This window comes from Microbacterium testaceum (genome assembly GCF_006539145.1).
Taxonomy (GTDB): domain Bacteria; phylum Actinomycetota; class Actinomycetes; order Actinomycetales; family Microbacteriaceae; genus Microbacterium; species Microbacterium testaceum.
Map to the genome: position 1 here is coordinate 21,866 of NZ_BJML01000007.1, position 19,460 is coordinate 41,325.

At 71.0% G+C, this 19,460-nt stretch carries 16 protein-coding genes; 9 read left to right on the forward strand and 7 right to left on the reverse strand.

Translation table 11 applies throughout. The features are described 5' to 3' along the window. Nucleotides 1-420: 420 nt before the first annotated feature. Genes MTE01_RS10945 through araA form a run of 3 tightly spaced genes read left to right on the forward strand, consistent with a single transcriptional unit; the run spans nt 421 to nt 4,249 of the window. Entirely contained in the window at nt 421-1,137 is a 717-nt protein-coding gene (locus tag MTE01_RS10945; RefSeq protein WP_056224118.1) for an L-ribulose-5-phosphate 4-epimerase, read from the forward strand. Further along, a complete protein-coding gene (locus tag MTE01_RS10950; RefSeq protein WP_141377490.1) occupies nt 1,134-2,717 on the forward strand; it encodes a xylulokinase in 1,584 nt (527 codons plus the stop codon). The genes MTE01_RS10945 and MTE01_RS10950 overlap by 4 nt, the downstream gene beginning before the upstream one ends. A gap of 20 nt (nt 2,718-2,737) precedes the next feature. Further along, nucleotides 2,738-4,249 carry an L-arabinose isomerase gene (gene araA / locus MTE01_RS10955; RefSeq protein ID WP_141377492.1) on the forward strand — a complete coding sequence of 504 codons (1,512 nt, stop codon included), beginning with the start codon at nt 2,738-2,740 and terminating at the stop codon, nt 4,247-4,249. Nucleotides 4,250-4,776: 527 nt separating this feature from the next. On the opposite strand, the gene MTE01_RS10960 is transcribed toward araA, so the two are convergent. Then, entirely contained in the window at nt 4,777-5,430 is a 654-nt protein-coding gene (locus MTE01_RS10960) for a hypothetical protein (RefSeq protein WP_141377494.1), read from the reverse strand. A gap of 93 nt (nt 5,431-5,523) precedes the next feature. Here MTE01_RS10960 and MTE01_RS10965 point away from each other — a divergent pair, with 93 nt between their 5' ends. Then, a complete protein-coding gene (locus tag MTE01_RS10965; protein WP_141377496.1) occupies nt 5,524-6,606 on the forward strand; it encodes an SDR family oxidoreductase in 1,083 nt (360 codons plus the stop codon). Between the two features lie 198 nt (nt 6,607-6,804). On the opposite strand, the gene MTE01_RS10970 is transcribed toward MTE01_RS10965, so the two are convergent. Next, complete coding sequence (locus tag MTE01_RS10970) at nt 6,805-8,361, reverse strand: deoxyguanosinetriphosphate triphosphohydrolase family protein (RefSeq protein WP_246078256.1); 1,557 nt, start codon at nt 8,359-8,361, stop codon at nt 6,805-6,807. Nucleotides 8,362-8,587: 226 nt separating this feature from the next. Between MTE01_RS10970 and MTE01_RS10975 the strand changes: the two genes are divergently transcribed. Together MTE01_RS10975 and MTE01_RS10980 are read left to right on the forward strand one after the other, a co-directional pair. After that, nucleotides 8,588-9,088, forward strand: a complete 501-nt coding sequence (locus tag MTE01_RS10975; RefSeq protein ID WP_218026355.1) for an aminotransferase class V-fold PLP-dependent enzyme — start codon at nt 8,588-8,590, stop codon at nt 9,086-9,088. A gap of 152 nt (nt 9,089-9,240) precedes the next feature. Next, the gene (locus MTE01_RS10980; RefSeq protein ID WP_141377500.1) at nt 9,241-10,023 is read left to right on the forward strand and encodes an alpha/beta fold hydrolase; all 783 of its coding nucleotides are present in this window, start codon (nt 9,241-9,243) and stop codon (nt 10,021-10,023) included. Between the two features lie 114 nt (nt 10,024-10,137). Here the strand turns inward: MTE01_RS10980 and MTE01_RS10985 are convergent, their stop codons facing one another. The 4 genes from MTE01_RS10985 to MTE01_RS11000 are packed head-to-tail and all read right to left on the reverse strand — an operon-like array spanning nt 10,138 to nt 15,688. Then, nucleotides 10,138-12,492 (reverse strand): beta-xylosidase/alpha-l-arabinosidase, encoded by a 2,355-nt coding sequence (locus MTE01_RS10985; RefSeq protein WP_141377502.1) that lies wholly within the window; start codon nt 12,490-12,492, stop codon nt 10,138-10,140. A gap of 6 nt (nt 12,493-12,498) precedes the next feature. Beyond that, nucleotides 12,499-13,383, reverse strand: a complete 885-nt coding sequence (locus MTE01_RS10990; protein ID WP_103205803.1) for a carbohydrate ABC transporter permease — start codon at nt 13,381-13,383, stop codon at nt 12,499-12,501. Next, nucleotides 13,380-14,393, reverse strand: a complete 1,014-nt coding sequence (locus MTE01_RS10995; RefSeq protein WP_141377504.1) for a carbohydrate ABC transporter permease — start codon at nt 14,391-14,393, stop codon at nt 13,380-13,382. Before MTE01_RS10995 ends, MTE01_RS10990 begins: the two co-directional genes overlap by 4 nt. 11 nt (nt 14,394-14,404) lie before the next feature. Further along, the gene (locus tag MTE01_RS11000) at nt 14,405-15,688 is read right to left on the reverse strand and encodes an extracellular solute-binding protein (protein ID WP_116239323.1); all 1,284 of its coding nucleotides are present in this window, start codon (nt 15,686-15,688) and stop codon (nt 14,405-14,407) included. Nucleotides 15,689-15,863: 175 nt separating this feature from the next. Between MTE01_RS11000 and MTE01_RS11005 the strand changes: the two genes are divergently transcribed. From MTE01_RS11005 to mmuM, 3 genes are all read left to right on the forward strand, one after another. Continuing rightward, complete coding sequence (locus MTE01_RS11005) at nt 15,864-16,865, forward strand: LacI family DNA-binding transcriptional regulator (RefSeq protein WP_103205806.1); 1,002 nt, start codon at nt 15,864-15,866, stop codon at nt 16,863-16,865. Nucleotides 16,866-17,146: 281 nt separating this feature from the next. Then, nucleotides 17,147-17,653: a MarR family winged helix-turn-helix transcriptional regulator gene (locus tag MTE01_RS11010; protein ID WP_103205807.1), complete on the forward strand. Its 507-nt coding sequence runs from the start codon at nt 17,147-17,149 to the stop codon at nt 17,651-17,653. Further along, nucleotides 17,650-18,504: a homocysteine S-methyltransferase gene (gene mmuM / locus MTE01_RS11015; protein WP_141377506.1), complete on the forward strand. Its 855-nt coding sequence runs from the start codon at nt 17,650-17,652 to the stop codon at nt 18,502-18,504. The genes MTE01_RS11010 and mmuM overlap by 4 nt, the downstream gene beginning before the upstream one ends. A 37-nt stretch (nt 18,505-18,541) precedes the next feature. On the opposite strand, the gene MTE01_RS11020 is transcribed toward mmuM, so the two are convergent. After that, on the reverse strand, nt 18,542-19,450 hold the full coding sequence (locus MTE01_RS11020) for a hypothetical protein (protein ID WP_141377508.1): 909 nt from the start codon (nt 19,448-19,450) through the stop codon (nt 18,542-18,544). Nucleotides 19,451-19,460: the final 10 nt, after the last annotated feature.

Here is a 19,460-nt window from a genome sequence, read left to right on the forward strand (position 1 = left end):
GCGTGGGCGGCGCGCGGCGCACGGGGGGCTGGCGCGGCGGCGGGCCGTGACGCGTGCGCAGGGTCCCGGCGTCCGGGGCTGGCGCGGCGCCGGGCCGTGCGAAACTCCTGAAAAAGCGCCCTGATCTGCCTCCCCGCCCCGACTGGATCCACCTGGAGGGCCGGAAACTCCGGAGTTTCGCACATCCCGCCGCGCCGCGACGCCGCCGACCCCCCGCACACCCCGCCGCGCCGCGACGCCGCCGAACCCCCGCCCGCCCTTCGCCCCGCACCCGGCCCAACGGCGCCTCGAGATCGTGTGATCTCGGTGCGCGCGGGGCGGCAACCCGCGAAAAGCGCCCTCGCGGCGCCGCGATGTTACCGGTAACATTACGGATCGAGGGCGCCGCGCCCACCCCGAACCCCGTCGAAGGAGACACGCGTGTCCGATGCCGCCACGTTCGCGCCCGAGGTGCAGGAGGCGATCGACGCCGTCCGCGCCGACGTCGCGAAACTGCACGCCGAGCTCGTGCGCTACAACCTCATCGTCTGGACCGGCGGCAACGTCTCGGGTCGCGTGCCCGGCGCCGACCTGTTCGTGATCAAGCCCTCCGGCGTCTCGTACGACGATCTCGCGCCCGAGAACATGATCCTCTGCGACCTCGACGGCAACGCCATCCCCGGCACCCCCGGCTCCGAACGCAGCCCCTCGAGCGACACCGCGGCGCACGCCTACGTCTACCGCAACATGCCCGAGGTCGGCGGCGTCGTGCACACGCACTCCACCTACGGCGTCGCCTGGGCGGCACGTGGCGAAGAGATCCCCTGCGTCATCACGGCCATGGCCGACGAGTTCGGCGGTCCCATCCCTGTCGGCCCCTTCGCGATCATCGGCGACGACTCGATCGGTCGCGGCATCGTCGAGACCCTGCGCGGCCACCGCTCGCGCGGCGTGATCATGCAGAACCACGGTCCCTTCACGATCGGCACGAACGCGAAAGACGCCGTCAAGGCCGCCGTCATGCTCGAAGACGTCGCGCGCACCGTGCACATCGCGCGTGAGGCCGGCCCGCTCATCCCGATCCCGCAGGACAAGATCGACGCCCTCTACAACCGCTACCAGAACGTCTACGGACAGAGCACGGACGACCGCCGATGAACGCCCACATCACCGCCCTGGTCGAAGAAGGCCGCGCCTCGCTCGGCATCGAGCTCGGCTCCACCCGCATCAAGGCGTGCCTCATCGGCCCCGACGCCGAGGTGCTCGCGGTCGGCTCCCACGAGTGGGAGAACGTCTACGCCGACAAGCTCTGGACCTACTCCCTGGATGCCGTGTGGTCGGGCCTGCAGGCCGCGTACGTCGAGCTGGTCGCCGACGTGCGGCAGAAGTACGGCGTCACCCCCGAGCGGTACGCCGCGATGGGGGTGTCGGCGATGATGCACGGCTACCTCGCGTTCGATGCCGACGGCGAGCTGCTCGCGCCCTTCCGCACGTGGCGAAACACCAACACCGGGGTCGCGGCCGCCGAGCTCACCGAGCTGCTGGGCGTGAACATCCCGCTCCGCTGGTCGATCGCCCACCTGCACCAGGCCGTCGTCGACGCCGAGCCCCACGTGCCCGAGATCCGCTTCCTCACGACCCTCGCGGGTTACGTCCACTGGAAGCTCACCGGTGAGAAGGTGCTCGGCGTGGGCGATGCCTCGGGCATGTTCCCCATCGACTCCGCCACCCGCGACTACGACGCCGAGCTCGTCGCCCGCTACGACCACGTGGCCGCAGGCCGCGTCCCGGCGCTGAAAGACCTGCTGCCGCAGTCGCTCGTCGCCGGCACCTCCGCCGGGAACCTGACCGACGAGGGGGCTCAGCTCCTCGACCCGAGTGGAACCCTGCGTCCCGGCATCCCGTTCGCACCTCCCGAGGGCGACGCGGGCACCGGCATGGTCGCCACCTGCGCCGTCGCCCCCCGCACGGGCAACGTCAGCGCCGGCACGAGCATCTTCGCGATGGTCGTGCTCGAGCGCCCGCTCAGCGAGGTGCACCACGAACTCGACCTCGTCACGACGCCCTCGGGCGACGCGGTCGCGATGGTGCACTGCAACAACGGCGCGAGCGAGCTGGCCGCGTGGGCCAACATGTTCACCGCGTTCTCTGCTGCGGCGGGCACACCCGTGACCCCGGATGCCACGTACGCGGCGCTGTTCGAAGCGGCCCTGAACGGCGAGCCCGACGCGGGGGGACTGCTGGCCTACAACCACCTCGCCGGTGAGCCCATCGCGGGTCTCGACGAGGGTCGACCGCTCGTCGTGCGCACGCCCGACAGCCGCCTGACGCTTCCGAACTTCATGCGCGCGCAGCTGTACGGCGTCTTCGGCACGCTCGCGCTCGGCATGGACGTGCTCCACGGCGAGGGCGTGCAGCTCGACCGGATGTACGCGCACGGCGGCATGTTCCGCACGGCCGGTGTCGCCCAGCGCTTCCTCGCGGCAGCCCTCGACGCTCCCGTCGCGGTCGCCGAGACGGCATCCGAGGGCGGCGCGTGGGGCATCGCCGTGCTCGCGGCCTACGTCGTCGACGGCCAGGGCCGCGATCTCGACACCTACCTGCGCGAGGCGATCTTCGCCGACGCGCCGATCGTCACCGCCGACCCCGACCCGGCCGACGTCGCCGGATTCTCGACCTACCTCGACCGCTACCGCGCCGGACTCGCCGTCGAGGCCGCCGCCGTGGCATCCCTCTGATCACTCGAAAAGGAACAGTCATGACCCGCTCTCCCCTCAAGAACGACCTCGACGGCTACGAGGTCTGGTTCGTCACCGGCAGCCAGAACCTCTACGGCGAAGAGACGCTGAAGCAGGTCGCCGAGCAGTCGCAGGCCGTCGTCGAGGGCCTGAACGGCCTGCCGGTGAAGGTCGTCTGGAAGCCCGTGCTGAAGGACTCCGACAGCATCCGCCGCATGGCTCTCGAGATCAACGGTCGCGACGACGTCATCGGCGTGATCGCGTGGATGCACACGTTCAGCCCCGCGAAGATGTGGATCGCCGGCCTCGACGCGCTGCAGAAGCCGCTGCTGCACCTGCACACGCAGGCCAACGTCGAGCTGCCGTGGAACGACATCGACTTCGACTTCATGAACCTCAACCAGGCCGCCCACGGCGACCGCGAGTTCGGGTATATCCAGACGCGCCTGGGTGTGTCGCGCAAGACCGTCGTCGGCCACGTGTCGAACCCGGCCGTACGCCAGCAGATCGAGGACTGGGAGCGCGCCGCCGCCGGTTGGACCGCCGCCCGCACCCTCAAGCTCGCCCGCTTCGGTGACAACATGCGCTTCGTCGCCGTCACCGAGGGCGACAAGACCGAGGCCGAACTGCGCTTCGGCGTGCAGGTCAACACGTGGGGCGTCAACGAGCTCGTCGAGGCCGTCGAGCGGGCATCGGATGCCGACATCGACGCCCTCGTGCAGGAGTACGTCGACAGCTACGACGTCGTCGACGAACTGCTCCCGGGCGGCGCGCGTCATCAGTCGCTGCGCGACGGCGCGGCGATCGAGCTGGGCCTGCGCTCGTTCCTCGAGGAGGGCGGCTTCGGCGCCTTCACCACCTCTTTCGAAGACCTGGGCGCGCTGAAGCAGCTTCCCGGTCTCGCGGTGCAGCGCCTCATGGCCGAGGGCTACGGCTTCGGCGCCGAGGGTGACTGGAAGACGGCGATCCTCGTGCGCGTCGCCAACGTCATGGGTGCGGGCCTGCCCGGCGGCGCCTCGCTCATGGAGGACTACACCTATGACCTGGTGCCCGGGTCGGAGCGCATCCTCGGTGCGCACATGCTCGAGGTCTCGCCCTCGCTGACCACGAAGAAGCCGCGCCTCGAGATCCACGAGCTGGGCATCGGCGGCAAGGACGACCCGGTGCGCCTGGTCTTCACCGCCGACGCCGGCCCCGCCCTCGTCGTCGCGATGAGCGACATGCGCGACCGTTTCCGCCTCGTGGCCAACGTCGTCGAGAACGTGGACGCCCCCGACCTGCCGAAGCTGCCCGTGGGCCGCGCGGTGTGGAAGCCCGCCCCCGACTTCGCGACCTCCGCCGGCTGCTGGCTCGCCGCGGGTGCCGCGCACCACACCGTCATGACGACGGCCGTGGGCATCGAGGTGTTCCGCGACTTCGCCGAGATCGCCAAGACCGAGCTCGTCGTCATCGACGACGACACCACGGTCCGCGGTTTCCAGAGCGAGCTGCGCTGGAACCAGGCGTACTACCGCCTGGCCCAGGGCCTGTAAGACCCCCGCCGCCCCGGGAGCGTGATGCCCCGGGGCGGTGCGGCACGTGCGCTTTCCGTTCGCTCGGAACGCGCCCCGCTCGCCGAGGTGCCCCTTACCGCCTCGGCGAGCGGACCGTGCCCCGGATCCCTGGTGGCGGTGGGCTGCCCGGGATCCGGGGCACTTTTGGTGCGGGGGGTGCCGTGGCATCTGCGCCTGAGGGGCGTGTCCCGGTTTGGGTGGGGTGGTGTCCCAGGTTGTGCGGCCTGCGGGGTGTTGAGGCCGCCTTTTTCGGGACATGGGTGTCGTGGTATCCGGTGGTGGGGGCCGTGTCCCGGTTTGGGTGGGGTGGTGTCCCAGGTTGTGCGGCTTGCGGGGTGCTGAGGCCGCCTTTATTGGGACATGGGTGCCGTGGTATCCGGTGGTGGGGGCCGTGTCCCGGTTTCGGTGGGGTCGTGTCCCAAGTTGTGCGGCCTGCGGGGTGCTGAGGCCGCCTTTTTCGGGACATGGGTGCCGTGGCATCCGGGGTCGCGGCGTCAGGCGACCGATCAAGACGCCGCCGTCGGCGCGAAGGACGTCAGCGCGACGCGGTAGGCGGACGAGTCGGCACGAACCCCGGGGGTGACGAGAAGGCCCGTCGCGCCGAGGGACCGGGCGTACGCTCCCCGACACGGGATGACCACGATCCGCACGAGGCCCTGCCGCCAGGCGGGGACGAGAGCCTCGACATCGCGGCGTTCGGGGATGTCGGCGAACGAGTGCGGCCGTGCCGAACGCCGCGCGTCGGATGCGCGGTCCCGCGCGTCGTGGAACGACGGATCGTCGAAGACGCTGTCGCCGAATTCCTCGCGCCACGAGGGGCCGGTGACCTCGGCGAGCAGGGCCGCGCGTTCCTCGGGCGGCAGATCCTGCCGCATGAGCCTGTCCATGGCGGGGGAGTCGGTCGGGCGCCCCGCGTGTGCGACGACCCGAGCCCAGAGAGCGGGCCAGGCGGACTGCCATCGAGCACGCTCGGTCTCGCCGAGCGTTCGCGCGGCCGGGGCGGGAGTGTCGATCAGCGGCGGCGGAACGTCGCCGGCGACCTCGAGCGCGAAAGCCTCGCGGACCCAGAGCATCTCGATCGCTTCGTGCGGGTCGTCCTCGATGGCCAGGATCATGTCGTGCGGCCAGGGGTCTCCCGGGATCGGGTGGGTGGACTGCATCACTCCAGGGTCGCGCGGTCGCTCGCGGAACGGAACCCCGTACCGAGGAATACCCGCCGAACACCCGTGGTTGCCCCTCGTTCACCTCGATCGATGGGAACTTTCCTCTTGACTGACTCTTCACATGCCCTCGTGGTGGGCGCGACCGGTATCGCCGGCGGCGCCCTGCTCGATCGACTGGTCGACGACGGCTGGGAGGTGACGGCGTTGTCGCGGCGGCCCGGCCCGGCGCGGCCGGGAGTGACGTGGCGATCGGCCGACCTGCGCTCGCGCGACGCGCTGACCTCGACCCTGCGGGGCGTCCCCGTCACGCACGTCTTCTTCACCGCGTGGTCACGGCAGGAGACCGAGGCCGAGAACATCGCCGTCAACGGCGGCATGGTCCGCGACCTGCTCGCCGCGCTCGCCGAGGCGCCGGTGCGGCACGTCGCTCTGATGACCGGGCTGAAGCACTACCTCGGGCCCTTCGAGGCCTACGGTCAGGGCGAGATGCCCGACACCCCGTTCCACGAGGACGAGCCGCGGCTCGACGTCGACAACTTCTATTACGCGCAAGAGGATGAGCTCTTCGCCGCGGCGAAGCGCCAGGGCTTCACCTGGTCGGTGCACCGCTCGCACACCGTGCTCGGGCACGCGGTGGGCAACGCGATGAACATGGGCCTCACCATCGCCGTGGCCGCGGCGATCAGCCGCCACACCGGTCGCCCGCTCGTCTTCCCCGGCAGCGAGACGCAGTGGAACGGCCTGACCGACGTGACCGACGCCGATCTGCTCGCGAGCCAGATGGCGTGGGCGGCCACACACCCCGAGGGCGCCGACGAGGCCTTCAACACGGCCAACGGCGACGTGTTCCGCTGGCGCTGGATGTGGCCGCGCATCGCGTCGGACCTCGGTGTGGAGGCCGAGGGCTTCGACACCGCGCCTCGACCGTTCGAGCAGCAGATGGCGGATGCGGCGCCGGTGTGGGCCGAGATCGTCGAGAAGCACGGTCTCGTCGAGCCGGACCTTGCGCGTGTCGCTTCGTGGTGGCACACGGATGCCGATCTCGGACGCGACATCGAAGTGATGACCGACATGTCGAAGAGCCGCCTGGCGGGCTTCGTCGAGCATCACCGCACGCGGGACTCGTTCTCGCGCCTGTTCGAGCGGTACCGGGCGGCGCGTCTCATTCCCTGAGCTCGCGCACGCGGTCCGCTCGCGCGAGATGTCCCACTTTGTGCAACTTTCGTGGCGTCCGGCTGCGCATGTGGGGACACGGCTGCCGTGGCATCCGCTGGCGTGTGTCGCTGCGCGAAGTCAGTGCGGTGGTGTCCCACTTCGTGCACCTTCCATCGCTGCCGCCGCACATCTCGGGACACGGGGAAGGGCCCCGGCCTACAGCCGTTGCCCCAGCGCCCAGAGCCGGTCCGCGCGCCCCGAGATCGCCTCCGACAGCGCGAACGCCTGCGAATCGGTGAGGGATGCCACGTAGTCGACGATCCCGCGGGATCGCGCGAGCGTCTCGGCCTCGGCATCCGAGGGTCGACGCTCGGCGGGCAGGGTCGCGTACTGCTCACGGGCCAGGGAGATGAGCTCCCGCAAGCGGCGGGGCGTGCGAGCGCGGTCGAGGTCGTCGTCGAGCCATTCGCCCAGTGCCCGCACCGAGCGGGCGAGGATGCGACTCATCCCGCGCTGCTGGATCGCCAGGTCGGGGCGGCTCAGCACGAAGCGCTTGTGCACGAACTTCAGCACCTCGACGTGGTGCCAGGCCCAGGGCGACAGCACGACCGGCCCCGCTCGGGGGGTGTCGAGGGGCCGCAGCCGCGCCGACTCCTGGAACCGGCGGATCCACCGATCGGTGAAGGCCGCGAGCCGGCGCTCGGCCGTCAGCGAGCCGTCGAAGGGGCGGGCGAGCAGGTCGGTGACCATCTCGGCATCCACGTCGCTGACGGCGTCGAGGAAGGCCTCGTCGTCGGCGATCCACGGGTCGTCGCGGCGCATCTTGCGGCGCAGGCGCTCCAGGCCCGCCCCGGGCATGAGCTCGGCCCGCACCTCGGCGTCGTCGCGGTCGCGCCACTCGAGCACGTCGTCGAGCCAGCCGCGGAACTCCGCCGCGATGGGCGCGTGGTCCAGGATCCCCGCCCGGTAGAAATCGTCGACGTCGTGCACCGAGTACGCGATGTCGTCGGCGAGGTCCATCACGGCTCCCTCGATGCTCTGGCGCAGGGGCGCGGCATCCACCCCCTCCCGGGCGGCGGCCAGGTCGGCGAGATCGAGGTCGTACGCCGAGTACTTATGCACCCGATACGCGCCGTCGGCGGAGCGGCGGATGCCACGGGGCGGGCCGATCCGCTCGACGTCGGCCGCCTCGACCGACGGTGCCCACGGGTACTTCGCCGACGCGGCGCGCACGGCGGCGGTGAGGTTGAGTCCCCGAGGGGCGTTCTCGACCACGTCGAGGGCGGTGAGGATGCGATAGGTCTGGGCGTTGCCTTCGAACCCGTCGGTCAGGCCCAGCTCGTCGCGCGCGAGGCGGTCGAGGGTGGATTCGCCGAGGTGGCCGAACGGCGGGTGGCCGAGGTCGTGGGCGTACGAGGCCGCCTCGACGACCGTGGCGTTGCAGACGTCGCCCTCGCCGGCCTGCCGCGAACGGGTGTTGAGCTGCTGGGCGACGACGCGCGCGATCGCGCTGACCTTGAGCGTGTGGGTGAGTCGGTTGTGCACGGGCGCCCCGCCGATCGAGGGCGACACGACCTGCGTGACGGCCGACAGCCGCGAGAAGTACGGCGAGAACTGGATGCGCTCCAGATCGATCGACCACGGGTCGGCGCGAGCGTCGTCGTGGTCGGGGTGGACGCGGGATGCCGGGTTGCCGACGACGGCGTCTTGGTCGACGTTCACGTGCTCCGGGCGCGCGGCGAATGCCGGGGGAGTGGTCTCGTTGTGGAGCAAAGCGGTCCTCTCGCGGCGTCGACGACGTGGATCCACGCTAACGCGCCGTCTCGGCCGTGTCGTTCGCCGTTGACGGCGGTGGTTCTGGCGGCGACGGCTCTCCTGCGTGGGACGAGAGAGACGGTCGCCGCTCTCGCGGCACCTCGTCGGTCTCTTGCGGGGTGGCGTTCAGCTCGAAGGAGACCCTGCTCCCCGAACCGTGGGGGAGAACCCGGGAGGCCTTCTCGTGCTGGCTGTCCCCGCCCAGGCCCGGGTCGTTCACCCGAGTCGCCGCCGGGAGCTCGGCACCTTGCCCTATGAGCTGATGGCCGGCACGACTGCCGCCGTCGATTTCATCGCCGCGATCGGCGGCCCCGAGGGAACCCGCCGCGAACGCCTCGTCCGAGCGATCGAAGCGATCGACGAGCACGAGACCGATCTGCGAGAAGTCATCGAGACCGGCTTCGCCGCCTTTGACGACCTCACCGTACACTCGCGTGCCGCGCGTCGGTCTCCGACCCTGTTCGTCTCGGTCGCGTGCGGTCGCGATCAGGAACGCGCCCGTTTTCTCGCCAGCCGCTACATCAATGCCCCGGCCAGTCACTTCTACGCCATCGAGGCCTCACGACGACTCGGACTCGGCGATGGTGGTGCTCTCCGTGTCGGCCTCGCGCCATACAACACGCGGGACGACGCCGACCGGCTCCTGAACGCGACGGCTGACTTCTTGGCATCCCGCCGGCCGTGAAAACCCGACCCCGGCGCCCACGCCGGGCGGCACCGTAGTGACCGTGGCGCTCGCTGGGAAAACGCAGCTCCCTCTTATACGCCTCGATGCTGACCGACGCAATCGTCCGAGTCGCCGAGCGCTCGAAAAGTACCCGGGTTAGCGTTGCGAACATGACGCTGAATCATGTTCGACGCGGGAGTGGCAGCCCACTGCTGCTGGTGCACGGCCTGGGCGCAGGCTGGCGATCCTGGACTCCGATCCTCGATGAGCTGGCCCGGCACCGAGAGGTCATCGCCGTCGACCTGCCGGGATTCGGTGAGACACCGCCGCTGTCCGGTGACGTCTCGATTGCCACGCTGGCCGACGCCGTCGCGGACTTCATCCGCGAGCAGGGACTGGAGGGGGTCTCAACCGTCGGGCAGTCGATGGGCGGCCGAATCGTGCTCGAGCTTGCGCGGCGCGGAGTGGGCGGGGACAGCGTCGCTTTGGACCCTGGCGGGTTCTGGAGTCCCCGCGAGCGCGCTGTCTTCGCCGCCACGCTGCGGCCGTCGATCGTGCTGGTTCGCGCATTGCGCGGCGTTCTGCCCGCCTTGCTCAGTAACCCCGTCGGACGGACGGTGCTTCTGGCGCAATTGTCAGCGCGACCGTGGGTCCTTTCGCGGGAAACGGTGCTGCCGGACGTGCGCGGACTGGCCGATTCCCCCTCGGTCGGAGCCGCCATGAATGCCCTCACCAAGGGCCCCCTGCAACAGGGCGCCCCCGCGGGCACGGTACCCGGCCGGGTCACGATCGGGTGGGGTCGGCGCGACCTGGTGACCGTGCCCAAACAGGCCGATCGCGCCACCCACCTGTTCCCGGACGCTTCGCTGCACTGGTTCGAACGATGCGGCCACTTTCCGCAGTGGGACGTTCCCCACGAAGCGACACGACTCATCCTCGACAGCACCAGCTGAAGCGCGGGGCTGCGTGCGTCACCGGCCGCCACTGCTCGCCGCGCGGTTCCGAGCAGGTGTGAAAACCGGCGCGAGAGCCGATGCGGTGGTCTGTCTCGCACCCCGCCCGCGCCGTCAGCCCCGCCGCACCTCGACCTCGACGATCCGCGCGTCCTCGACGCCCAGCTCGTACGTCGGCCCGACGATCCGCAGCGCCACCGCCTCGTCGATGTCGGCGCACGAGGACCCGAGCCGCAGCTCCACCTCGCCCGCCTCGACGACGCGCCGCATCGAACGGTCGCTGTAGGCCAGGCGCGAGGCGGGCACGGTGAAGCGCACCTCGGCGCTTTCGCCGGGCGCGAGCTCGACCCGCGCGTACGCTACGAGCTGCGCCACCGGGCGTGTGACGCTGGCCACCGCGCGGTGCGCGTACACCTGCACGACATCCGCCCCGTGCCGGTCTCCGGTGTTCATCACGCGCGCCGACACGGTGAACGCGTCACCGGCGCGCACCTCGACAGAAGCTCCGGATGCCGGCACACCGGCGCCACCGGCAGCTGCGGCCGCCGCGACCCCGTCCACCGTCAACCCCCCGCGCTCGAACGACGTGTACGACAGCCCGAACCCGAACGGACGCACGGGCGTCGAGTCGGTGCTCGTGACCCCCGACGGCCCGCCGAGCAGCGGGTGCAGGTACGAGTACGGCTGCGCGCCGGCCGAACGGGGGAGCGAGACGGGCAGACGGCCCGAGGGGGTGGCATCCCCCGCCACGAGGGCAGCGAGCGCCGGCGCGCCCTCCTCGCCGGGGAAGAACGCCTGCAACACCGCGGCGGGACCGCCTGCGGTGTCGAGCGCCCAATCCAGAGCGTAGGGGCGCCCCGTCAGCAGGACGAGCACGACGGGGGTTCCCGTCGCCACGACCGCCTCGACGAGTTGGCGCTGCACGCCCGGCAGGTCGAGCGAGTCGGCGTCGTTGCCCTCGCCGACGGTTCCGCGACCGAAGAGCCCGGCACGGTCGCCGACGACGACGATCGCGACCTCGGCCTCGCGGGCGAGGGCGGCGGCGGCATCCAGCCCCGAGAGGTCCGAGCCCTCCACGGCGCATCCTTCCGCGTACGCCACCTCGCCGAAGCGCTCGACCAAGGCCTCGCGCACGGTCGGCAGCGAGAAGCCGAGCGGGAAGCTCGGGTGGTGCGCGAGTACGTGGTTCGCGAACGAGTAACAGCCCATGAGGGCGTCGGTGCTGTCGGCGTTCGGGCCGATCACCGCGATCCGTCCCGGCGCGCGAAGCGGCAGCACCCCGTCGTTGCGCAGCAGCACGACCGACTCCTCCGCGAGACGGCGGGCCAGCGCCCGGTGCTGGGCATCGTCGAGGTCGATCTCGGTCGGGGCGTCGGTGAAGTCGGCATCCAGGAGTCCGAGATCTTCCTTCTCGGCGAGCACCCGCGCGACGGCGCGGTCGACGACGGCTTCGGGGAGGTCTCCGGATGCCACCCGCTCGGCCAGGTGCGGATACGCGTCGGGCCCCGGGAGTTCGACGTCGATCCCCGCTTCGAGCGCGAGTTGCGCGGCCTCGCCGCGGTCGGCCGCGACCCCGTGCATCGATCGGAGGAACTCCACGGCGAAGTAGTCGGAGACGACGGTGCCGTCGAAGCCCCAGCGGCGGCGGAGCAGGTCGGTCAGCAGCTCGGGGTTCGAGGCGACGGGCACACCGTCGATCTCGGTGTACGAGTTCATGACGCTCCGCACCCCGCCGTCGCGCACCGCCATCTCGAACGGGGGGAGGAAGACATCCTGCAGCTCGCGCCGACCGGCCGACACGGGTGCGTGGTTGCGGCCGGCGCGTGAGGCGGAGTAGCCCACGAAGTGCTTGAGCGTCGCGTGCACGCCCGCCCCCTGCAGCCCGCGCACGTACGCGGTGCCGATCGTGCCCACGACGTAGGGGTCCTCGGCGATGCACTCGTCGACCCGGCCCCACCGCGCGTCGCGCACCACGTCGAGCACCGGAGCCAGGCCCTGGTGAACCCCCACCTCGCGCATGGAGCGACCGATCGCGGATGCCATGAGCTCCACGGCCTCCGGGTCGAACGACGCGCCCCAGGCCAGGGGCGTGGGGAAGGTCGCCGCCTTCCACGCCGCGAACCCGGTCAGGCACTCCTCGTGCACGAGAGCCGGGATGCCGAGGCGGGTGTCGGTCTGCAGGCGGCGCTGCTCGCCCCACAACCAGGCGGCGCGCTCGACCGGGTCGACGGGCCGCGTGCCGTAGACCCGGGTCAGGTGGCCGAGGCCGTGCACCGTGGCATCCGTGTAGGCCGCCGAGGTGATCTTCTCGCCCGACAGGGGCGCGACGACCTCGTCGCCCTGGTCGACCCAGTATCCGACGAGCTGCGCGAGCTTCTCGTCGAGGGTCATGTCGGCCACGAGGGCCAGCACGCGGGGGGAGATTCCCGGTGCGCGGGCAGCACCGACGTCGGTGTTCTGGATGGTCATGGGGGATCAGCCCTTCACGGCGCCGGTGAGGCCGCCGACGATGCGCCGCTCGAACACGCTGAAGAACAGCAGAGCGGGGATCATCGACAGCGAGGTGAACGCGAGCACTCGCGCGGTGTCGACGGAGTACTGCGAGGCGAAGGCCTGCGTGCCGAGCGGCAGCGTGTAGGCGGCTTCGTTGTTCAGGATGAACAGCGGCAACATGTAGGAGTTCCAGCTGTTGACGAAGGCCAGGATGCCGACCGTCACCACCGCGGGCACCGCGAGGGGGAGCACCATGCGCCAGAAGAAGCCGAGGCGACCGAGTCCGTCGATGGATGCCGCCTCCTGCAGTTCTCGCGGGATCGCGGAGAGGAACGGCGACAGGATGATGATCGTCAGCGGCAACGCGAACGCGATCTGCGGCACGATGACGCCGGCGAGGGAGTTCATCAGGCCGAGGTTGCGCACGAGGATGTACAACGGCGTGATGGCCACGGTCATCGGGAACATGAGCCCCGCGGTGAACAGCGCGAACACCGCGCCGCGGCCGCGGAAGCGATAGCGAGACAGGCCGTAGGCGGCCATCAGACCCAGCGCGACGACGAACAGTGTCGTGGCGATCGCGGCGATCGCGGAGTTGCCGACCTGTCCCCAGAAGACGCCGCTCGTCAGCACGTCGGCGTAGTTCTGCCAGTTCCATGTGGTCGGCAAGCCCGAGGGGTCGACCGTGATCTCGGCATTGGAGCGGAAGCCGCCCAGGATGATGAACACCACGGGGGCGAGCATCAGCCCGATGAGCAGCAGGGCGACGAAGCCGACGACGACGCCGGTCGAGCGCTTCGAGCCGGCCGGGGCGCGGCGCACCGACCGCGGAGCTTTCGGGGCGACGAGGGTGGCGGTGGCGGTCATGAGGTGCCTCCCGTGAGAGCGCCGGCCGTGTCGCGGCGGAGCACGAAGCGCTGGTAGATGAGGGCGACGGCGAGCGAGATGAGGAACATCACCACGGCCACGGCGCTGCCGTAGCCGAAGCTGCCGGCGTTGCGGCCGTTGGCGACCATGTAGGTGGCCATGGTGGAGGTGCCCGCCGTCGAGGCGACGTACTGACCCCAGATGATCCAGACGAGGTCGAACAACTGCAGCGAGCCGATGATCGACAGGAACGCCCAGATGCGGATCGTCGGACCCATGAGCGGCAGCACGATGTGGCGCTGGATCTGCCAGTACGAGGCGCCGTCGATCGCGGCAGCCTCGCTCAGCTCCTCGGGGATGCCCTGGAGCCCGGCGAGGAAGAGGATCACGGCGAAGCCGATGTACTTCCACGTGATGATGATGAGCAGCGTCCAGATCGCGAGTGCCGGGTCGGAGATCCAGTCCGCGCGAAGTGAGCCGAGCCCGATCTTCTCCAGAGCCCCGTTGAGCGCGCCCCCCGACTGCAGCATGAGGCCCCACCCGAGACCCACGACGACCTCGGAGATGACGTAGGGCACGAAGATCAGCACGCGGATGAGCGACTGCGCGCGCATCTTGCGGTTCAACAGCAGTGCGAGACCCAGCGCGAGCGGCCCCTGCAGGACGAGGGAGCCGACGACGATGAACGCATTGTGGCCGAGGGCCTCGTGGAAGGCCGGGTCGGTGAGGATGGTGACGTAGTTGCGCAGTCCGACGAAGTCGACCGGAGCGCCGAAGCCCGACCACTTGTAGAAGCCGTAGTAGGCGGCGAGGGCGACGGGCAGGATGACGAACGACACGAACACCACCAGGGCGGGGCCCAGGAGGATCGCGAGTTCGCCGCGGATGCGCCAGTTCTCGAGCCGGCGCCGCGCGGGCGGCCGCCCGGCCGAGGGGGCGCGCGTGGCGCCCTCCCCGGCCGGGCGACGAGACCCGGCGTCGGCCGCCGAAACGGCGAGTTGGGTGGTCATGGTCGGTGTCCTCAGCGGGAGGCGGCGGCGTTGACGGCGTCGACGATGCCCTGCGGGCTGCCCTTGCCGGCGAACAGGTCGACCACGGCGACGTTCAACGCGTTGCCGACGTTCTGCCCGTACAGCGTGTCGAGCCAGACCGAGACGTAGGGGGCGTCGGTGTACGCCTTCAGCGCCGACTGCAGGGCGGGGGTGGTGACGGCATCCGTCGCCTCGCTCGAGGCGGGGATGGTCTGGAAGGCCGCGGCGTACTTCTCCTGGTTCTCCTTGTTGACGAGGAAGTTCAGGAAGTCGGTGCACTGCGCCGGGGCGTTGACCCAGCAGGAGTAGCCGTCGACGCCACCCATGATCGCGCCCTCTTCGCCCTTGCCCCCGGGAACCTCGGGGAAGGGGAACCAACCGAGGTCGGCGAGGGGCTTCTCGTCGGGCGTGAGCGAGGCGATCACGCCGGGGTTCCAGGCGCCCATGAGTTCCATGGCGGCCTGGTGGTTGGCGAGAAGTCCCGCCGACGAACCGGCGCCCTGCTGGGCGGCCGTGGTGAGGAAGCCGTCATTGAAGGGCTGGGTCTTCAGGAACGACTCGAGGTTCTCGCCCGCTTGGAGCCAGCACGGGTCGTCGAAGCTGCGACTCTGTGCCGCGCTGTCCAGGACGTCCTTCGAGCAGGCGCGGAGCGCGAAGTTGTAGTACCAGTGAGCCGCGGGCCAGGCGTCCTTCGCGCCGACGGCGATCGGGGCGACGCCCGTGGCGCGGATCTTCGCGTCGGCGGCCTTGAGGTCGTCGATCGTGGCGGGGGCGGCGGTGACCCCGGCCGCGGTGAGGAGGTCCTGCGAGGTGAAGATTCCCGAGGGCAGAACGGCGACGGGCATGCCGTAGTTCTTCCCGTCGACCTCGAAGGCGCCGAGCGAGGTGCCGAGGGCGGTCTTGGCATCCGTTGAGATCTTGTCGGTGAGATCCATCGCCTGGCCGGCCGCGACGATGTCGGCGAGCTTGCCGCCTCCGCGGGCCATGAACAGGTCGGGGGCGTCGCCGGAGTTGAGGGCGGTCTGGAGCTTGCCGTCCATCTCTTCGTTCTGCACGGCCTGGATCTCGATCGTGACGCCGGGGTTGGCCGCCTCGAACGCTGCGGCCGTGTCTTCCCAGTACTTCTTGCCGTCGCCGGTCGTGGAGTTGTGCCACAGCGTCAGAGTGACCGAACCGTCGGCGTTCTGCCCGCCGCCGCCCGCGGCGCAGCCGCCGAGCGCGAGTGTTCCGGCGACGGCGAGGGCCGCTCCGGCGAGGATCTTGCGCGTGTTCATGTGATTCCCGTTTCTCTTCGTCGAGGTGCGCCGTGGGACGCGTCGGTGTTCGGCTGCTTCGCCGTTCGTGCGCTTCTCGGGGTCTGCTGCCCGCCGAGGTGTGAGCAGTGTCGCCCGGCGGTCGCGGAGTCGTCAAACGTTTTCGAAAATGTTTTCCACGCTAGGGTCGGATGCCATGACGAGGCGCGCGACCATCCACGACGTCGCCGCGGCGGCCGGAGTCTCGGTGGCCACGGTGTCGAAAGCGGTGAACGGTCGCTACGGGGTGTCGGCCGAGACCGTCGTGCGGGTGCTGGACGCCGTGAAGACCCTCGGATACGAGTCGAGCCTCGTCGCGAGCAGCATGCGCTCTCGCCGCACCGGCGTGATCGGCGTGCTCGTGGCCGACATCGAGCCCTTCTCCGCCGAGATCCTCAAGGGCGTCGGCGGAGCCCTCTCCGGCACCGGGTACGACCTGCTCGCCTACACCGGTGCGCGCCGCGACGGAGAGGGATGGGAGCGCCGCTCGCTGAGCCGCCTGAGCGGCACGCTGATCGACGCCGCCATCATCGTCACGCCGACCGTCGTCACCGTCTCGGGGGAGGTGCCGATCGTCGCGATCGACCCACACACGGGTCGGGGAGACCTGCCCACCGTCGAGTCCGACAGCTACACCGGCGCGCAGCAGGCCGTGCATCACCTCGCGCAGCTCGGTCACCGGCGCATCGGCTTCATCGCGGGGCGGCCCGATCTGCGCTCGGCGGTCGCGCGGGCCTCCGGGTACCGTGCCGGGCTCGCGGCCGCGGGCCTGCCGTTCGACCCGGCGCTGGTCGGGGTCGGACGCTACGAACAGGACGTCGCGCGCGAAGCCGCCGAGGCCATGCTCTCGCTCGACGACCCGCCCACGGCGGTGTTCGCCGCGAACGACCTCTCGGCGCTGTCGATCATCGAGGTCGCCGTCGCGCGTGGGCTGCGCGTGCCCGACGACCTGTCGGTGGTCGGTTTCGACGACGTCCCCGAGGCCGCTCGCGCGCAGCCCGCCCTGACCACGGTCCGCCAGCCGATGAAGCGTCTCGGCGCCGAGGCCGTGCGGATGGTGCTGGCGCTCCTCGCGGGGGAGACCCTGCCCGAGACGCACATCGAACTCGCCACGCGCCTCGTGGCGCGGGGGACGACCGCGCCGCCGCGCTCGCGCTGAGCTGCGCTCGCGCTGAGCTGCGCTCGCGCTGAGCCGCGCCGCCGGTGAGCCGCGCCGCCGGTGAGCCGCGCCGCCGGTGAGCCGCGCCGCGAGACGTGATCGGGTGTCTCGACCGCGGTCATCGCCCCGATCGGCCCGGTGAGTGTCCAAGAAACCCGGACGCCCCGAGAAAACGTCCGGGTGTTCTGGACACTCGACGCGCTCCACCCCGGGAGTATGTGAAAACGCCCACCCCGCCCGTCGCGCACCGCACCACCCCGCGGCTCGGGTACCGTCGGAGGGTGCCCACTGCCAGCAGTAAAGACGACGAGGTCGACCTCCTCATCGACGCGTGGTCGCAGTTGCTTCCCGACGTCGATCTGACGCCCCTCGACGTGATGTCGCGCCTGCGCCGCGCAGCGTTTCATCTGTCGAAGCTCCGGGCCAAGGCCTTCGCCAGCGCCGAGATCGCCGTCTGGGAGTTCGACGTGCTCGCCGTCCTCCGCCGCGCCGGCACCGAGCTCAGCGCCACGCGCCTGATCACCGCGACGATGATCGGCAGCGCCGCCATGACCAACCGGCTCGACAAGCTCGCCGAGCGCGGACTCGTCAACCGCCGCCCCAACCCCTCCGACGGCCGGGCGATCCTCGTCGCGATCACCCCCGAGGGCATCGAGCGCGTGGATGCCGCGATGACCGAACTCGTGCGCCTCGAGGCCGAGGCTCTGCGCGAGGTCAGCCGTCAGGATCAGGCCCTGCTCGCGAGCGCGCTGCGTGTGCTGGCTGCGGGCGAGACGCACGAGGCGTGATCGACCTCGCCACCGCTCTCGCGCAGCGCCCCGTCGTCCTCGACGGTGGCCTGGGCACTCTCCTCGAAGCGCGCGGCAACGACGTGACTTCTGCACTGTGGTCGGCACGAGTGCTGCGCGACGAGCCCGACGAGGTACGCGCTGCCCATGCCGAGTTCGCCGCCGCGGGGGCCGAGGTCGTGATCACCGCCTCCTACCAGCTGGGTTACGGCGGAGCGATCCCGGATGCCGAGGTCGAAGCGCTCCTACGCCGCTCGGTGTCTGTTGCTCGTGAGGCCGCCGACGTGGTGGTCGCGGCATCCGTCGGCCCGGTGGGAGCCCTGCGCGCCGACGGCAGTGAATACACCGGTGCCTACGGACTGACCCTCGATGAGCTGCGCGAGGCCCACCGCCGACGCCTGCACGTGGTGGCCGAGTCGGGCGCCGACGTTCTCGCGGTCGAGACGATTCCCTCCCTTCTCGAGGTGGAAGCCCTCGCCCTCGAACTCGACGGCCTCGGTGTCCCCGCCTTCGTCAGCGTCTCCGCCGACAGCACGGGTTTCGCGCCCGGCGGTTCGCGGGCCGAAGCCCTGCGCGTCGCGGCATCCGTCTCGAGCGTGCTCGCCGTCGGCGTCAACTGCTGCGCGCCCGGCTCCGTGCTCTCGGCGCTCGGCGAAGCTCCCGGCATCCCTCTCCTCGCTTATCCGAACACCGGTGAGCGGTGGGATGCCGCGACGCGAACGTGGCATGGGGGCGCGGCGGCGTTGGCCGACGATGCTCCCTCGTGGGTCGCTGCCGGTGCGCGCCTGGTAGGCGGCTGCTGCCGCTCGACGCCCGCCGACGTCGCGGCGATCGCGGCCGCGGTGGGCTGAGCCGCCACCCCGGCACGGCGGCCAGCGATCGCGACGCTCAGATCGTGATGCGCAATCGCCGCCGGGGCGTCGCGTCGGTGATCAACTCGACCTCCTCGGGGCGCCAGCCGTAGCCGGTGGCCAGGCGTTCGCGCAGCGCCGTTGCCGCCGACGGCAGCGAGGTCTCGACACCGCGCGGTCCGTCGATGGCCGCGGGGTCCAGATCGCGCGCGGCCAGACGCAGATCGAGCAGGAGAACGCGCACGCGCTCGCGGCCGAGGGCGGCGGTGGCGAGATTCCAGTCGCCGATCGAGATCGACGCCCCGCGCCGGCGTCCCCCGGTGGCACCGCTCGCGGAGGGCAGACCGACCATCATGATCGAGACACCCGTCGACAGCATCGCCGCGATGCCGGCCACGGTGACGCCGGGGGGAGAGAACGCGGGGCCCAGGGAGTCGCCCGTGACGGAGAGAACCCCGCGCACAGCCGAGTACAGACCGTAGGAGCCCATCGTGGCGGCGAGCACGAAGCGGGATCGGCGGGGGAGAGCCGGCGCCCGCAACGCCAGCACCGCGCAGAGGCCGCAGGCCGCTGTGAGCGTGAACGCCTTGATCGTCGGAGCCGCGGCGGGGACGAGGGCGAAGCTCAGGGCGGCGCCGGCCGCGACCGTCGCCGCTATCGGCAGGGATCGAGCGAGGGGGCGACCGGGCGCGACGACGAGAGCGGCGCACAGCAACGCGGGGGCGAGGACCATCGCGGCGTCGGCCGCCACGCGACTGAGGTCTCCGGCGCCGCTCGAGGCCATGATGTCCAGCACACCCGCGCCAACCGAGACCGCTCCCGAGAGGGCCCCGACGCGCAGGAACACCCCCAGAGGACCCGTGGAGCCGATGCGCGGGAGGATCACCCACACCACGCCGATCGCCAGCCCGACGCACATCACGGCCACACCGATCGACAGCACCATGGAACCCCCT

Coding starts and splice junctions, on each gene's coding strand:
- MTE01_RS10950 (WP_141377490.1), top strand. CDS start 1,134: ATGAACGCCCACATCACCGCCCTGGTCGAAGAAGGCCGCGCCTCGCTC.
- araA (WP_141377492.1), top strand. CDS start 2,738: ATGACCCGCTCTCCCCTCAAGAACGACCTCGACGGCTACGAGGTCTGG.
- MTE01_RS10960 (WP_141377494.1), bottom strand. CDS start 5,430: ATGCAGTCCACCCACCCGATCCCGGGAGACCCCTGGCCGCACGACATG.
- MTE01_RS10965 (WP_141377496.1), top strand. CDS start 5,524: ATGGGAACTTTCCTCTTGACTGACTCTTCACATGCCCTCGTGGTGGGC.
- MTE01_RS10980 (WP_141377500.1), top strand. CDS start 9,241: ATGACGCTGAATCATGTTCGACGCGGGAGTGGCAGCCCACTGCTGCTG.
- MTE01_RS10985 (WP_141377502.1), bottom strand. CDS start 12,492: ATGACCATCCAGAACACCGACGTCGGTGCTGCCCGCGCACCGGGAATC.
- MTE01_RS10990 (WP_103205803.1), bottom strand. CDS start 13,383: ATGACCGCCACCGCCACCCTCGTCGCCCCGAAAGCTCCGCGGTCGGTG.
- MTE01_RS10995 (WP_141377504.1), bottom strand. CDS start 14,393: ATGACCACCCAACTCGCCGTTTCGGCGGCCGACGCCGGGTCTCGTCGC.
- MTE01_RS11000 (WP_116239323.1), bottom strand. CDS start 15,688: ATGAACACGCGCAAGATCCTCGCCGGAGCGGCCCTCGCCGTCGCCGGA.
- MTE01_RS11005 (WP_103205806.1), top strand. CDS start 15,864: ATGACGAGGCGCGCGACCATCCACGACGTCGCCGCGGCGGCCGGAGTC.
- MTE01_RS11020 (WP_141377508.1), bottom strand. CDS start 19,450: ATGGTGCTGTCGATCGGTGTGGCCGTGATGTGCGTCGGGCTGGCGATC.